This is a genomic window from Streptococcus sp. (assembly GCF_032481935.1).
Classification (GTDB): domain Bacteria; phylum Bacillota; class Bacilli; order Lactobacillales; family Streptococcaceae; genus Streptococcus.
The window spans coordinates 1-14920 of the sequence record NZ_JAWERU010000012.1 but is presented as its reverse complement, the minus strand read 5'-3'; the positions used below and the strand labels follow the sequence as shown (position 1 = coordinate 14920).

At 39.8% G+C, this 14920-nt stretch carries 18 protein-coding genes; 10 read left to right on the top strand and 8 right to left on the bottom strand.

Features of this window, described 5'->3' with window-relative positions; translation table 11 throughout:
* Positions 1-167: 167 nt before the first annotated feature.
* Positions 168-584 carry a DUF6556 family protein gene (locus tag E7C97_RS03630; RefSeq protein WP_075227214.1) on the bottom strand — a complete coding sequence of 139 codons (417 nt, stop codon included), beginning with the start codon at positions 582-584 and terminating at the stop codon, positions 168-170.
* A 136-nt stretch (positions 585-720) separates the two neighbouring features.
* Here E7C97_RS03630 and E7C97_RS03625 point away from each other — a divergent pair, with 136 nt between their 5' ends.
* The 10 genes from E7C97_RS03625 (at position 721) to abc-f (ending at position 10833) form a co-directional block, all read left to right on the top strand.
* Positions 721-1863 carry a cysteine desulfurase family protein gene (locus E7C97_RS03625; protein WP_316108182.1) on the top strand — a complete coding sequence of 381 codons (1143 nt, stop codon included), beginning with the start codon at positions 721-723 and terminating at the stop codon, positions 1861-1863.
* Between the two features lie 8 nt (positions 1864-1871).
* Complete coding sequence (gene thiI, locus E7C97_RS03620; protein WP_316108181.1) at positions 1872-3086, top strand: tRNA uracil 4-sulfurtransferase ThiI; 1215 nt, start codon at positions 1872-1874, stop codon at positions 3084-3086.
* 135 nt (positions 3087-3221) lie between these two features.
* The gene (locus E7C97_RS03615; protein ID WP_316108180.1) at positions 3222-4046 is read left to right on the top strand and encodes an alpha/beta hydrolase; all 825 of its coding nucleotides are present in this window, start codon (positions 3222-3224) and stop codon (positions 4044-4046) included.
* Between the two features lie 21 nt (positions 4047-4067).
* The gene (locus E7C97_RS03610) at positions 4068-4808 is read left to right on the top strand and encodes an alpha/beta hydrolase-fold protein (RefSeq protein ID WP_316108179.1); all 741 of its coding nucleotides are present in this window, start codon (positions 4068-4070) and stop codon (positions 4806-4808) included.
* Positions 4809-4820: 12 nt separating this feature from the next.
* Entirely contained in the window at positions 4821-5987 is a 1167-nt protein-coding gene (locus E7C97_RS03605; RefSeq protein ID WP_316108178.1) for an ATP-grasp domain-containing protein, read from the top strand.
* 158 nt (positions 5988-6145) lie between these two features.
* On the top strand, positions 6146-7015 hold the full coding sequence (gene gla / locus E7C97_RS03600; RefSeq protein ID WP_316108177.1) for an aquaglyceroporin Gla: 870 nt from the start codon (positions 6146-6148) through the stop codon (positions 7013-7015).
* A 164-nt stretch (positions 7016-7179) separates the two neighbouring features.
* On the top strand, positions 7180-7713 hold the full coding sequence (locus E7C97_RS03595; protein ID WP_316108176.1) for a YutD family protein: 534 nt from the start codon (positions 7180-7182) through the stop codon (positions 7711-7713).
* 16 nt (positions 7714-7729) lie between these two features.
* A complete protein-coding gene (gene rlmN, locus E7C97_RS03590; protein ID WP_049503002.1) occupies positions 7730-8815 on the top strand; it encodes a 23S rRNA (adenine(2503)-C(2))-methyltransferase RlmN in 1086 nt (361 codons plus the stop codon).
* A gap of 1 nt (position 8816) precedes the next feature.
* Entirely contained in the window at positions 8817-9290 is a 474-nt protein-coding gene (locus E7C97_RS03585) for a VanZ family protein (RefSeq protein ID WP_316108175.1), read from the top strand.
* 1 nt (position 9291) lies between these two features.
* The gene (gene abc-f / locus E7C97_RS03580; protein ID WP_045763786.1) at positions 9292-10833 is read left to right on the top strand and encodes a ribosomal protection-like ABC-F family protein; all 1542 of its coding nucleotides are present in this window, start codon (positions 9292-9294) and stop codon (positions 10831-10833) included.
* 42 nt (positions 10834-10875) lie between these two features.
* On the opposite strand, the gene E7C97_RS03575 is transcribed toward abc-f, so the two are convergent.
* The 7 genes from E7C97_RS03575 to E7C97_RS03545 form a co-directional block, all read right to left on the bottom strand.
* Complete coding sequence (locus E7C97_RS03575; protein WP_080979303.1) at positions 10876-11115, bottom strand: zinc-ribbon domain-containing protein; 240 nt, start codon at positions 11113-11115, stop codon at positions 10876-10878.
* A gap of 28 nt (positions 11116-11143) precedes the next feature.
* Positions 11144-11950 carry a peptidylprolyl isomerase gene (locus E7C97_RS03570; protein ID WP_316108174.1) on the bottom strand — a complete coding sequence of 269 codons (807 nt, stop codon included), beginning with the start codon at positions 11948-11950 and terminating at the stop codon, positions 11144-11146.
* Between the two features lie 71 nt (positions 11951-12021).
* The gene (locus E7C97_RS03565; protein ID WP_070460893.1) at positions 12022-12834 is read right to left on the bottom strand and encodes a Cof-type HAD-IIB family hydrolase; all 813 of its coding nucleotides are present in this window, start codon (positions 12832-12834) and stop codon (positions 12022-12024) included.
* A gap of 13 nt (positions 12835-12847) precedes the next feature.
* A complete protein-coding gene (locus E7C97_RS03560; RefSeq protein ID WP_316108173.1) occupies positions 12848-13591 on the bottom strand; it encodes a DeoR/GlpR family DNA-binding transcription regulator in 744 nt (247 codons plus the stop codon).
* Between the two features lie 113 nt (positions 13592-13704).
* A complete protein-coding gene (locus E7C97_RS03555; RefSeq protein WP_316108172.1) occupies positions 13705-13914 on the bottom strand; it encodes a hypothetical protein in 210 nt (69 codons plus the stop codon).
* 197 nt (positions 13915-14111) lie between these two features.
* A complete protein-coding gene (locus E7C97_RS03550; protein WP_049502995.1) occupies positions 14112-14336 on the bottom strand; it encodes a helix-turn-helix transcriptional regulator in 225 nt (74 codons plus the stop codon).
* Between the two features lie 2 nt (positions 14337-14338).
* A partial coding sequence (locus E7C97_RS03545) for a DUF3796 domain-containing protein (protein ID WP_398581208.1) occupies positions 14339-14920 on the bottom strand: 582 nt, incomplete at its 5' end.

The window sequence follows — 14920 nt, the reverse complement described above, 5'->3', positions numbered from 1 at the left end:
AGCATCCAAGTCATAGAGATTGGATCAAGAGACTAATCTCGATTATAAAAAGCGGACAAAACTAGTTTTCTGATAAACAGAATCTGGTCTTGTTCGCTTTTTTATGGGATTGATAATGAATCATGAAGAAAACCAGCGATTCAATCACTGGCTGTTAGATAGTTCTTTTAGGAAGCTCCATTAGTAGTAGACGTTTTTGTATCTGTTGTTTGAGTGCTAGAAGAAGGAACAGTCGGTTGTTCTTGTTTACTGCTAGTCTCTTCTTTCTTGCTTTCTTCACTGCTACTAGATTGACTTGTTGTTTCTTCTTGTGTGTTTTCTTTTGTAGAAGTATTATCCTTGTTTGGAGTAGTGTTCTCTTGAGGGGATTCCTTTTGAATCTCTTTTATGACAGTTGTCTGGGTTGTCGTAGTTTCTTTTTTAGAGTTATTATTGTTGTTGTTATTCATAGCATTCATAATGGTGATGCTTGCAGTAATCAGCCCCAGAATACTACCGATAGTAGCAATCGTTTTTTGAAAAACAGTAAATCCTTTTTTGATGTGTTCCGTTTTAGGTTTTGATGTTCTACGATAATTAGACATAATATCTCTCCTTTACTAAAAATCATTATACCGAAAATCTTTAAAAAAAACTTAAATGAACCTGAATTGCCTTTCTTGTCGCCTGAACTGTTTCGTGATACAATAGAAGGAGTGATTTTAGAAAGCGTGAGAAACCATGATTTACTTTGATAATTCGGCAACGACCAAGCCATACCCTGAAGCCTTAGAGACTTATATGCAGGTTGCTTCAAAGATTATAGGAAATCCTTCAAGTCTCCATCGTTTGGGAGACCAATCTAGCAGAATTTTAGAAGCTTCTCGACAGCAGATTGCAGATTTGATTGGCAAGAAAAGCGAAGAAATCTTCTTTACTTCTGGTGGGACTGAAGGAGACAACTGGGTTATCAAAGGGGTTGCATTTGAAAAAGCGCAATTTGGTAAACACATTATTGTGTCAGCTATTGAGCACCCAGCAGTCAAGGAGTCAGCTCTTTGGCTCAAGACTCAAGGTTTTGAAGTGGATTTTGCACCAGTTGATGAAAAAGGATTTGTAGATGTAACTGCTTTAGAAAATCTACTTCGTCCTGATACAACGCTAGTCTCTGTTATGGCAGTCAACAATGAAATCGGCTCCATCCAGCCCATCCAAGCTATTTCAGAACTTTTAGCGGATAAACCAACCATTTCTTTCCATGTAGATGCCGTTCAGGCTTTGGCAAAAATACCAACAGAAAAGTATCTGACTGATCGAGTAGATTTCGCAACCTTCTCCAGTCATAAGTTCCATGGAGTTCGTGGTGTTGGCTTTGTTTATATCAAGTCTGGTAAGAAAATTACACCGCTTTTAACTGGTGGTGGCCAAGAGCGCGATTATCGTTCCACAACTGAGAATGTAGCAGGAATTGCTGCGACTGCCAAGGCCCTACGTTTGGCTATGGAGAGATTGGACTTATTTGCTAGCAAAACAAGTCAGATGAAAGAGGTCATCCGTCAAGCTCTTCTTGACTATCCAGATATTTTTGTCTTCTCAGGTGAGGAAGATTTTGCCTCTCATATTCTGACCTTTGGGATTAAGGGTGTTCGTGGGGAAGTCATTGTTCATTCCTTTGAAGACTATGATATTTTCATCTCTACAACCTCTGCTTGTTCGTCCAAGGCTGGAAAACCTGCTGGTACCCTGATTGCCATGGGCATTGAAAAGGATAAGGCCCAGTCAGCAGTTCGTCTAAGTCTAGACCTAGAAAATGATATGAGTCAAGTTGAGCAATTTTTGACTAAACTAAAATTAATCTACAATCAAACTAAAAAAGTAAGATAGGAGCATTCATGCAGTATTCAGAAATAATGATTCGCTATGGTGAGCTTTCAACCAAAGGTAAAAACCGTATGCGTTTCATCAATAAACTACGTAATAATATCTCAGACGTTTTATCCATCTATCCTCAAGTTAAAGTGACAGCAGACCGCGATCGTGCCCATGCTTATCTGAATGGGGCAGATTATGAACTGGTGGCAGAGTCACTCAAGCAAGTTTTCGGGATTCAAAACTTTTCTCCAGTATATAAGGTTGAAAAATCCGTAGAAGTTCTTAAGTCTGCTGTTCAAGAGATTATGAAAGACATCTATAAGGAAGGGATGACCTTTAAAATCTCAAGCAAGCGTAGTGACCACAACTTTGAGTTAGACAGTCGTGAACTCAACCAGACACTTGGTGGAGCAGTATTTGAAGCCATTCCAAATGTGCAAGCACAAATGAAAAATCCTGATATCAATCTGCAAGTGGAGATTCGTGAAGAAGCAGCCTACCTTTCATATGAAACCATTCGTGGTGCAGGTGGTTTGCCTGTCGGAACTTCTGGCAAAGGTATGCTCATGTTGTCAGGAGGGATTGACTCTCCTGTTGCTGGTTATCTAGCTCTAAAACGTGGAGTGGATATCGAGGCTGTTCACTTTGCGAGTCCACCATATACAAGTCCAGGTGCCCTCAAGAAAGCGCAGGATTTGACCCGTAAATTGACCAAATTTGGTGGGAATATCCAGTTTATCGAAGTGCCTTTTACTGAGATTCAAGAAGAAATTAAAGCTAAAGCTCCAGAAGCCTACCTGATGACACTGACTCGTCGCTTTATGATGCGGATTACTGACCGTATCCGTGAGGTACGAAATGGCTTGGTTATCATCAATGGGGAAAGCCTTGGTCAGGTAGCAAGCCAAACTCTTGAAAGTATGCAGGCTATCAACGCGGTGACCAATACCCCAATTATCCGTCCAGTTGTAACTATGGACAAGCTAGAAATCATTGATATTGCTCAGGAAATTGATACCTTTGAAATCTCTATCCAACCCTTTGAAGACTGCTGTACCATTTTTGCGCCTGATCGTCCGAAGACAAATCCAAAGATTAAGAATGCGGAGCAGTATGAAGCGCGAATGGATGTCGAAGGTTTGGTTGAACGTGCAGTAGCAGGAATTATGATTACTGAAATTACACCTCAAGCTGAGAAGGATGCAGTCGATGAGTTGATCGATGACCTCCTTTAATCAGAAAAACCAGAGGAAAAGATGAAATAAGTAAAAAAAGTTAGTTTATTGTCTTAAATTTGGACGGAAACTGACTTTTTTTCTATTTTTATGATATAATTAGATAAAATTTTGAATATAGAGAGTTTTCTGACAATGAATCAATCTTATTTTTACTTGAAAATGCGAGAGCATAAATTAGTGGTTCCCTACACAGGTAAGGAGCGACGGGTACGTGTTCTCCTCCCAAAAAACTATGAAAAAGACACGGATAGAAGTTATCCTGTGGTGTATTTCCATGATGGACAAAATGTCTTTTATAGTAAGGAATCTTACGTTGGACATTCCTGGAAGATTATTCCTGCTATCAAGCGAAATCCAGATATCAGCCGTATGATTGTTGTGGCTATTGACAATGATGGTCTTGAACGGATGAATGAGTATGCAGCTTGGAAATTCCAAGAGTCTAATATTCCTGGCCAACAATTTGGTGGTAAGGGAGTCGAGTACGCAGAATTTGTCATGGAAGTGGTTAAGCCTTTTATCGATGAAAACTATCGGACAAAAGCAGACCGTAAACACACTGCTATGATAGGATCTTCACTTGGTGGCAATATTACCCAGTTTATCGGCTTGGAGTATCAAGATCAGATTGGGTGCTTGGGAGTTTTCTCATCAGCTAACTGGCTTCACCAAGAGGCCTTTGATCGCTATATCGAGCGTAAAAAACTCTTACCTGACCAACGAATTTTTATCTATGTTGGAACGGAAGAAGCTGATGATACAGACAAGACCCTCATGGCTGGCAATATTAAGCAGGCCTATATCGACTCTTCCCTTCGCTATTATCATGATTTGATAGCGGGAGGAGTGCAGTTGGAAAATCTCTCACTCAAGGTTCAGGCTGGAGCCATTCACCATGAAGTGCCATGGTCAGAAAATCTTCCAGCTTGTCTACGTTTTTTTGCAGAAAATTGGTAAATCGTATAAAGGAGACAGGATATGAATATTGAACATCTTAGCCACTGGAGTGGTTATCTAAATCGTGAAATGTACGTCAATCGTTACGGACACGCAGGTATCCCAGTTGTTGTCTTTGCGTCCTCAGGTGGTAGCCACAATGAATACTATGATTTTGGCATGATTGATGCATGTGCATCCTTTATTGAGGAGGGCCGTGTTCAGTTCTTTACACTTTCAAGTGTTGATAGCGAGAGCTGGCTTGCGACATGGAAAAACGGTCATGACCAAGCTGAAATGCACCGTTCTTATGAGCGATACGTTATTGAAGAAGCTATTCCTTTTATCAAGCATAAGACGGGCTGGTTCGATGGCATGATGACGACAGGTTGCTCTATGGGAGCTTACCATGCTCTCAACTTCTTCTTGCAACATCCGGATGTCTTCACCAAAGTAATTGCTCTTAGTGGTGTCTACGATGCACGTTTCTTTGTCGGTGATTACTACAATGACGATGCCATCTATCAAAATTCACCAGTAGACTACATTTGGAATCAAAATGATGGTTGGTTTATCGACCGTTACCGTCAAGCTGAAATTGTGGTCTGTACAGGGCTAGGTGCTTGGGAACATGATGGCCTACCTTCTTACTACAAGTTAAAAGAAGCCTTCGATCAAAAACAAGTTCCTGCCTGGTTTGCTGAATGGGGACACGATGTCGCCCACGATTGGGAGTGGTGGCGTAAACAAATGCCATATTTCCTCGGTCACATGAGTCTATAAAAGGAGTCGCTTATGAATTATCTTGTAATTTCACCCTATTACCCACAAAATTTCCAACAGTTTAGTATTGAACTAGCCAATAAAGGAATCACCGTTCTAGGGATTGGGCAAGAACCCTACGAACAACTAGATGAACCATTGCGTAATAGCTTGACTGAGTATTTCCGTGTTGATAATCTTGAAAATATTGATGAAGTGAAACGTGCAGTCGCCTTTCTTTTTTATAAACATGGTCCAATTGACCGCATCGAATCACACAATGAATACTGGCTAGAGTTGGATGCTGCCCTTCGTGAACAGTTTAATGTTTTTGGTGCCAAACCAGAAGACCTCAAGAAGACTAAGTTCAAGTCTGAAATGAAAAAACTCTTCAAGAAAGCTGGAGTTCCCGTTGTGCCAGGTGCTGTTATTGAAACAGAAGAAGATGTGGATAAGGCAGTAAAAGAAATTGGACTTCCCATGATTGCCAAACCTGACAATGGAGTTGGAGCAGCGGCAACATTCAAGCTTGAAACAGAAGATGATGTCAATCACTTTAAGGCTGAATGGGACCACTCAACCGTTTATTTCTTTGAAAAATTTGTCACCTCTAGTGAAATCTGTACCTTTGATGGTTTGGTAGATAGAGATGGAAATATCGTCTTTTCTACGACCTTTGACTATGCCCATACACCCCTCGATCTTATGATTTATAAGATGGACAATTCCTACTATGTTCTCAAAGATATGGATCCAAAATTGCGTAAATATGGTGAGGCTATTGTCAAGGAATTTGGCATGAAAGAACGTTTCTTCCATATCGAGTTCTTCCGTGAAGGTGATGATTATATTGCCATTGAGTACAATAACCGTCCAGCGGGTGGCTTCACCATTGATGTTTATAACTATGCCCATTCTTTTGATTTGTACAAGGGCTATGCAGCGATCGTTGCGGGTGAACCATTCCCAGCTTCTCAATTCGAGCCTCTATACTGTTTGGCAACATCTCGTCGTGCCAATGCCAACTATGTTTATTCAGAAGAAGACTTGCTCGCTAAATATGGTCAGCAATTTAAGGTTAAGAAAATCATGCCTGCAGCCTTTGCTGAATTGCAAGGAGACTTTCTCTATATGCTAACGACACCAAGTCGTGAAGAAATGGATCAGATGATTAAGGACTTTGGTCAGCGTCAAGAATAATTAAAATTTTGACTTAACAAACTCTCTTTGTTAGGTCTTTTTTGTAGACTTGAAATAAAAGCGTTTTCCCGCAGGATTCTTTTAGAAAATCTGTTGCTAAAAGGCTTAAAAATTGATAGAATAGGGATTGTCTAAAAAATATTAAGGAGAATCTATCAATGGATTTCGCATGGGCAGTCAAATATGCCACTGAATTTTTGGGAACAGCCATCTTGATTATCTTGGGAAATGGTGCAGTTGCCAACGTTGAACTTAAAGGTACGAAAGGTCACCAAAGTGGCTGGCTCGTTATCGCTGTTGGTTACGGTATGGGGGTTATGATCCCTGCCTTGATGTTTGGTAATGTTTCTGGTAACCACATCAACCCAGCCTTCACTCTTGGTCTAGCAGTTAGCGGACTTTTCCCTTGGGCACAAGTAGCACCATACATCGTTGCACAAGTCTTGGGAGCAATCTTCGGACAAGCCTTGGTTGTTGCAACTCACCGTCCTTACTACTTGCAAACTGAAAAAGCAAACAATATCTTGGGAACTTTCTCAACAATTTCAAGTATCGACCACGGAACAAAAGAATCACGCTTTGCAGCAACAGTTAACGGTTTTATCAACGAGTTTGTTGGTTCATTCGTTCTCTTCTTTGCAGCACTTGGTTTGACAAAGAACTTCTTTGGTGCTGAAGTTCTCCAATACATGAAACAAATGGCAACTCAAGCTGGTCAAAATGTTGACTTCTCTGATTTGGCAATTAAAGCTCAAGTAGCGCCTCATACAGCTTCAGGACTTTCAGTTGCTCACTTGGCACTTGGTTTCCTAGTAATGGCCTTGGTGACTTCTCTTGGTGGACCTACAGGACCTGGTTTGAACCCAGCTCGTGACTTTGGACCACGTCTCCTTCATGCCTTCCTTCCAAAATCAATCCTTGGTCAACACAAGGGTGATTCAAAATGGTGGTATGCTTGGGTACCAGTAGTTGCACCGATTGCAGCGGGTATTGCAGCAGTAGCGCTCTTTAAATTACTTTATCTATAATAATTAAAAACTGGGTTTTCCCAGTTTTTTCTTGTCCAGGAAAGTCGAGTTTTTGGATATAGATTCTTAAATCGTCAGACTTTTTTCATTTTAAGACTAAAGGTGAAAATATCCCGAAAATATGGTAAAATAGAGTGTTAAGAAATCGTTGAAAAAGGAAAATTATGCGTAAAGAGATTGCACCTGAATTATACAATTACAATAAATTCCCTGGTCCAGAGTTTCGTGTGACTGGATCTAGGGTCGAGGCTGAGGGTTTTGCCTTTACCTTGGTTGAAAATAGCAAGGATGCTTTTGATGTAACGGCTTTTACTCAACGTTTTTCAGAAGTTTTGACCAAGTTCGACTATATCGTAGGAGACTGGAGTAATGAACAGTTACGCTTACGAGGTTTTTATAAGAATGAACGTGCTGAAGAGTCTTTAGAAAAAATCAGTCGCTTGCAGGATTATCTACTAGAGTACTGTAGCTATGGTTGTGCCTATTTTGTCTTAGAAAACGAAGCGCCTAAGCGGGCGTCCTTTGACCAAAAGATGCGCAAAAAAGAGGATGAAAAAGATACTCGCAAAGGGAAAAAGACTTCCCAAAGTAAGAAAAGAAATCATACGGATAAGAGAAATAGACGCCGTTCAAAAGAACAGAAATCTCAGAAAGAAGACAAGGGGCACCGTCATTTCGTCATCCGTCAGAAAGATTAGAGAATAAGGAGAAAACATGAAACCGTCTATTTATAGTTTAACACGTCAAGGCATGCAAGAATGGGTCTTGGAGCAGGGAGAAAAGAAATTCCGTGCCGACCAAATCTGGGAGTGGCTTTACCGTAAACGTGTCCAATCATTTGAAGAAATGACCAACTTATCTAAGGATTTGATTGCCAAACTCAATGATCAATTTGTAGTCAATCCTTTGAAACAACGCATCGTTCAAGAGTCAGCCGATGGTACTGTGAAGTATCTCTTTGAGTTACCAGACGGGATGTTGATTGAGACGGTACTGATGCGTCAACACTATGGTTTGTCAGTCTGTGTAACCACGCAGGTAGGATGCAATATTGGTTGTACCTTCTGTGCATCAGGTTTGATTAAGAAGCAACGTGACCTCAATAACGGAGAAATTGTTGCACAGATTATGTTGGTCCAAAAATATTTTGATGAACGTGGACAAGATGAACGTGTAAGCCATATCGTTGTTATGGGTATTGGAGAACCTTTTGATAACTACAATAATGTCTTGAACTTTATCCGTACCATCAATGACGATAAGGGAATGGCTATCGGTGCTCGCCATATCACCGTATCAACTTCAGGTTTGGCTCACAAGATTCGTGATTTTGCCAATGAAGGTGTTCAGGTTAACCTTGCTGTTTCTCTTCATGCACCAAATAATGAACTTCGTTCAAGTATCATGAAGATTAACCGTGCCTTTCCAATTGAAAAACTCTTTGCAGCTATTGAGTATTACATCGAAACAACCAACCGTCGTGTGACTTTCGAATATATCATGCTCAATGAAGTGAACGATGGAGTTGAACAAGCACTTGAGTTGGCTGAATTGCTTAAGAATATCAAGAAATTGTCTTATGTCAACTTGATTCCTTACAACCCAGTTAGTGAACATGACCAGTATAGCCGTAGTCCTAAAGAGCGTGTTATGGCCTTCTATGATACACTCAAGAAAAAAGGTGTCAACTGTGTCGTTCGCCAGGAACATGGTACAGATATCGATGCGGCTTGTGGACAATTGCGTTCAAATACTATGAAGCGTGATCGCCAAAAAGCAGTAGCTGAAGTAAATCCATAAGATGAGTCGAAAAACATTACTAAGCTTGGGAGTGCTTTTATACAGTCTTTGTATTGTCTGTTTTTGTTTTACTCCCCAGCCTCAACTTCCTACAGGAGTGGAAACTCCAGGTATTCAAACTTTTGGACGCCTGGTTTTTCTTTTGACGCCTTTTAACTCTTTGTGGAAATTGGGAGAAGTAACAAGCCTTTTACAACTGTTCTGGATTTTTTTGCAAAATGCCTTAAATATCCTCTTGCTCTTCCCACTGATTTTCCAACTTCTCTATCTCATGCCAGGTCTAAGAAATACTAAGAAAGTGATTTTGTTTAGCTTTTTATTGAGCTTGGGAATTGAATGCACGCAACTAGTTTTAGACTTTTTCTTGGACTTTAATCGGGTCTTTGAGATTGATGATTTGTGGACCAATACCTTGGGTGGCTACCTAGCTTGGCTCCTCTATAAACTACTACATAAAAACAAGATAAGGAATTAAAATGAGTATCTTAGAAGTTAAAAATTTGAGTCACGGTTTTGGTGACCGTGCGATTTTTGAAGATGTATCTTTCCGCCTCCTCAAAGGTGAACATATCGGCTTAGTTGGTGCCAATGGTGAAGGAAAATCAACCTTTATGAGCATCGTGACTGGTAAAATGTTACCTGATGAAGGTAAGGTGGAATGGTCTAAATATGTGACAGCTGGCTACCTAGATCAGCATGCGGTGCTTAAAGAAGGCCAAACTGTTCGTGACGTTCTTCGTACAGCTTTTGACGAATTATTCAAAGCCGAAGCACGTATCAATGAACTCTACATGGAAATGGCAGAAGAGGGCGCTGATATTGATGCATTGATGGAAGAAGTTGGAGAACTCCAAGACCGTTTGGAAAGTCGTGACTTCTATACCTTGGATGCCAAGATTGATGAGGTAGCGCGTGCCCTTGGTGTCATGGACTTTGGGATGGATACAGATGTAACAGCCTTGTCAGGTGGACAAAGAACCAAGGTATTATTAGCGAAACTCCTCCTTGAAAAGCCAGATATCTTGCTTCTGGATGAGCCAACCAACTATCTCGATGCTGAGCATATCGACTGGCTCAAACGCTATCTCCAGAACTATGAGAATGCCTTTGTTCTTATTTCACACGATATTCCTTTCCTCAACGACGTTATCAATATCGTCTATCATGTAGAAAATCAGCAGTTGACACGCTACTCTGGAGATTACTACCAGTTCCAAGAAGTCTATGCCATGAAGAAATCGCAATTGGAAGCAGCCTATGAACGTCAACAGAAAGAAATTGCGGATCTCAAGGATTTTGTGGCTCGAAACAAGGCGCGTGTTGCAACACGAAACATGGCCATGTCTCGCCAAAAGAAATTAGACAAGATGGATATCATCGAACTCCAAAGCGAAAAGCCAAAGCCATCCTTTGAATTCAAAACAGCTCGTACACCTGGTCGCTTTATCTTCCAAGCTAAGGACTTGCAGATTGGTTATGATCGTCCTCTTACTAAACCCTTAAACCTCACCTTTGAGCGCAATCAAAAGGTTGCTATCATCGGTGCCAATGGTATCGGGAAAACAACCCTCTTGAAGAGTCTTTTGGGGATTATTCCACCTATTGCTGGGGAAGTTGAGCGTGGTGACTACCTAGAACTTGGCTACTTTGAGCAGGAAGTAGAAGGAGGCAATCGTCAGACACCACTGGAAGCAGTTTGGAATGCCTTTCCAGCCCTTAACCAAGCAGAAGTCCGTGCAGCCCTTGCTCGTTGTGGTCTGACGACTAAACATATCGAGAGTCAAATCCAAGTATTGTCAGGTGGAGAGCAAGCTAAGGTTCGTTTCTGTCTCTTGATGAACCGCGAGAATAATGTCCTTGTTCTTGACGAACCTACCAACCACTTGGATGTGGATGCCAAGGACGAACTCAAACGTGCTCTGAAAGAATACAAGGGTTCTATCCTCATGGTTTGTCACGAACCAGACTTTTACGAAGGCTGGATGGATCAAATCTGGGACTTCAATCAGCTGACATAAATAGTCATAAAAAAGCCAAGTCTGGGTGACTTGGCTTTTTGACTAGTAATTCAAATAGGTCTCAATATCAGATTTTTGGATTTCTTTCCCGTAGTGACAAATCGGGCAAGAGACGAAATAAGTTTTTCCGTAAGGAAAGAGTGGAATCCAGTAAAGGGTAAACTTACGTCCAGTTTCTGAAATTTCCCAAGTGTCGGTATTGTTACAGTGACCACACTCGATAGTGGTTTGAGTATGTCCTAAGACCTTTTGGTAACCTTTCGAACCCCAGAATAAAATCATTTTCACATCTCCTTATTTTAGGGTCATCCTATTTTTTACTGAAATCGTAGTCCTTAACAATTTCAATGCTGTCGATAGTGATAGCAGTGGTTGGTTTGTCTTTTTCGTCTTTTTCAGCCTTGGCAATCTTGTCCACAACATCCATACCGTCGATGACTTGACCAAAGACAGGGTGCTTACCGTCTAGACTAGGATTTCCACCTTCTTTGTAGGCTTCGATAATTTTCTTTGGATAACTACTTGTAGGAAGTTTGGCAGAAATGTCTGTCGTATTTTGGTTGATGAAGAACTGGCTACCATTTGAATTTGGTTGACCAGTATTGGCCATAGAGAGAGAACCACGAATGTTATAGAGGTAAGGAGAGATTTCGCTCTTGAAACCAGTTCCCTGGTCTTTAGTCTTGTCCTTATCATGCCAGATGGATTCACCACCAGTACCATCCCCTTTTGGATCACCAGTCTGGACCATGAAGCCATCGATCACTCGGTGGAAGGTAACGCCATTGTAGTAGCCTTCTTTTGCGTGAGTTAGGAAATTTTCAACCGCAAGTGGAGCTAGCTTTGGAAAGAGTTTGATGCGGATATCTCCTTGACTGGTGTGGAGAATGACTTCAGCTTCGTCTTCAGCAACTTCCTTAGAGAGTTGTGGGAAGTTAGCATTCTCATTTGTCAAGGCGTCTTTGAGATCCTTGGCAGATTGGGCAGCTGCTTTGGAACTTTCTTCAGCAGCCAAGCTAGAATCTACATAGTCATCCCCTCGCAGACTACGTTGGATTCTGCTACATCCAGCAAGGGCAAAAGTTGAGATTAATAGAAGTGTTGCTATTTTTTTCATGGTAATCCTTTCAAAAATCATTTCTACCATTGTACCCTAATTGAAAGTGGATTTCAAATATTCAATTGTGATCATTCCGATAGTACATACAATTTTATGGCCTTACTTACCCCATTTTGATCATTAGAATCTGTTACTTTATTTGCACATACTTTAACATCTGTAGGAGCATTTCCCATTGCAACACCAAGTCCAGCGGTCTCAATCATTGGAATGTCGTTATAATTATCTCCAATACTCATAATTTCAGTGAGTGATAGTTGATAATAGTTGGCTAATTCTAACAGAGCTTGTTTTTTTGAGACTTGATTATGTGTGACTTCAAGATAGTTATCCTTCGAGAGGTAAAAGTCAGTTTGAGGGAAATCCATGGTTGCTAATGTCTCTTTAAGTTTCTGGATAGTAGCTGCGTTATCTATTAGTAAAAGTTTATGAATAAGATTCTTTTCTTCCTGAAGAAAATCTGCTAGTGAAGTAACTTTGGGGCTCTCTCCAGTAATCTGTGCTTCAATTTCTACCCATTTATCTAAAGTATTTACGTACCAATATTTTCCAGAATAAACATTAATTGAAACTGTCGGAAATTCTTTTGTTAAAAAATCATGTAGTAAGAGTAATTCTTTTTTATTAATAGTATGCTGACTCAGAATTTTATCTCCTGTACCAATGAGAGCACCATTATAACTTGCAATTGGAAAATCTGTGATTCCAAGTTCTTTCGAAATTGGAGCTATACCAAGAGGAGAGCGAGCAGAAGCTAGAACAAAAGGAATTTCACTTTGTTTCAAAAGTGGCATAAGCTCTAGTAAATGAGAGTCTAATTGGTGATTTTGGTCTAAAATGGTACCATCGATATCACTCATGATTAACTTTATTACTGACATATGTTTCTCCTTTTTAAAATAGAATAGTTGTTTTACCATCTAAAGATTGTTGAATTTCTATGTCGGGTTCTTTGTCTGTAATCCAATAATCAAAATCAGTAAGTTCGGAAAGAATATAATGAGAGTGTTTGTTTATCTTGCTGGTTTCAGCTAACAAGACGCGAATTTTACTGGTTTTAAATGCTCTTTTTTTCATTAGAACATCTTCTTGATCTTCAAAACTAACTTGTCCGTCTGAAAGACTAGCTGCACCAAAAAATGCTAAGTCAAATTTAATTCTATTCAAAGATTCGGATTCTTCTAATGAGTAATAGAAACGATTCTTTTTATGAAATCGTCCACCGATAATGTGAAAATCGACATTTTCATTTTCTCCTAAGACCAGTGCATTATCCAATGAATGGCTAAAAATAGTAACTTTTTTATCTGTTATTTTTGCTAACTCAAGTACAGTTGTTGAAACATCATAGAAAATTAATTGTGAATCAGAAATAAGTTGGGTAGCTAAATGAGCAATTTTCTCTTTTTCTTTGGAAGACTGTCCTGCTCGACCTTTATAACCAAGAATCCTTTGCTTTTGGATTGGCAATAAACCTCCATGAGTTCTTTTTGCTCGTTTCTCCTTTGCGAGAATAGCAAAATCTCTCCGGATGGTATCTTTGGAAACATGGAAATGGTCAACCATTTCTTTTGCTGATAGACTTCCTCTATCCTCTAAAAGTTTAATGATTTCTTCTAATCGTTGTTCTTGGTACATATGAATTCCCTCTTTTAATACTAATATACCTCTTTCGTAAGTGATTGTCAATAATTGTAATGTTTTATAAGTGTTTTAAATGATTTACAAAAAAATCAACCTGACTTGGTTGATTAAAGATTCTTCTTTGGATGGCGGTCAATGATTGCCTGATGGTCCTTGAGAGCCTGTTCTCCTTTTGGAGTTAGTTTATAACCGCGAATCGAAAAGAGACTAGCTAATTCCTCTTCTGAAAAATGGTCATGAAGGGCTTGATTCAAGTCGGCAGCCTTCATTTTAGAAAGTCCAGTAACCCCCTTATTTTTAAGGATATTCTTTTTCATAGTGCTATTTAGATGATCCAGCGAATCAAAGGCAGTTTCAACAAGAGCATAGCCTTTTTCAACAAGCGTATCTAAATGTTTTGGGATATCAATGCCATAAGAATTACTATATTTTAAAAGAGAACATTTTCAAAGGATTTTTCTTTTGGCTCAATTTCTAATTAATCATTGAACTTAATGCTAGGTCTCGAAAAGAATTATGTTTCCTCTTTCTGTCTGAGTTCAAAGAGGTCTTCTACTTTCAAATCAAAAACTTGAGCAATTTTAAGAGCCATTTCCAGCGAAGGATTGTAGCGGTTATTTTCCAAGTGAAGAATTGTCTCGCGTCGCATGCCGATGAGGTCGGCTAACTCTTGCTGGGTCATGTCTGTGGACTCACGAACAGATTTGAGATTAGTAATAATATTGCTTTCTTTGGCCATACTTATCCTCTCCGTTCCAAGATAAAATAGACAACCGCAAAGATGAAAATCAAGGCAGCTATGCTAATAAATATCTGACCCATGTAAAGAGTGAGAGACCCCATATACCCAATGATAACTGCTAGGATCATCAGTGCGCCTAGTATAAAAACAAACATCAAGCTAGCTGCCTTGGCTAAATTAGCATAAAAGCGTTCGTCCGGAGTTTCCTTGACATTTTTCAAACAGAAAAAACCAAATACAATCACTTCAATAACGAGGCCAATTCCCAAAATCCATTCTTTAATACCAGAACTTACGCTTGGGGTCGCAAGCCAAATCCCTACTGTATAAAAAATGCTAGCTGCAAAAATAAGTATCGAGTAAAGCTTTGCAGACAAGTCAAAAATAATCTTCCCCTTATCTTTCTGACTCTTATGAGGCCGTGGTTTCATATGTAGCCAGCTCCAAATAGCTACAATCTGACCTAACGCTGAAATACCAACAATAACTAACTTGGGTTCCCAACTAAGATTAGAACCAAATAAAACAATAAAATCAATAAAGAGAGCTACGGCAATCATTGCAATGAGGCCACGCATTTT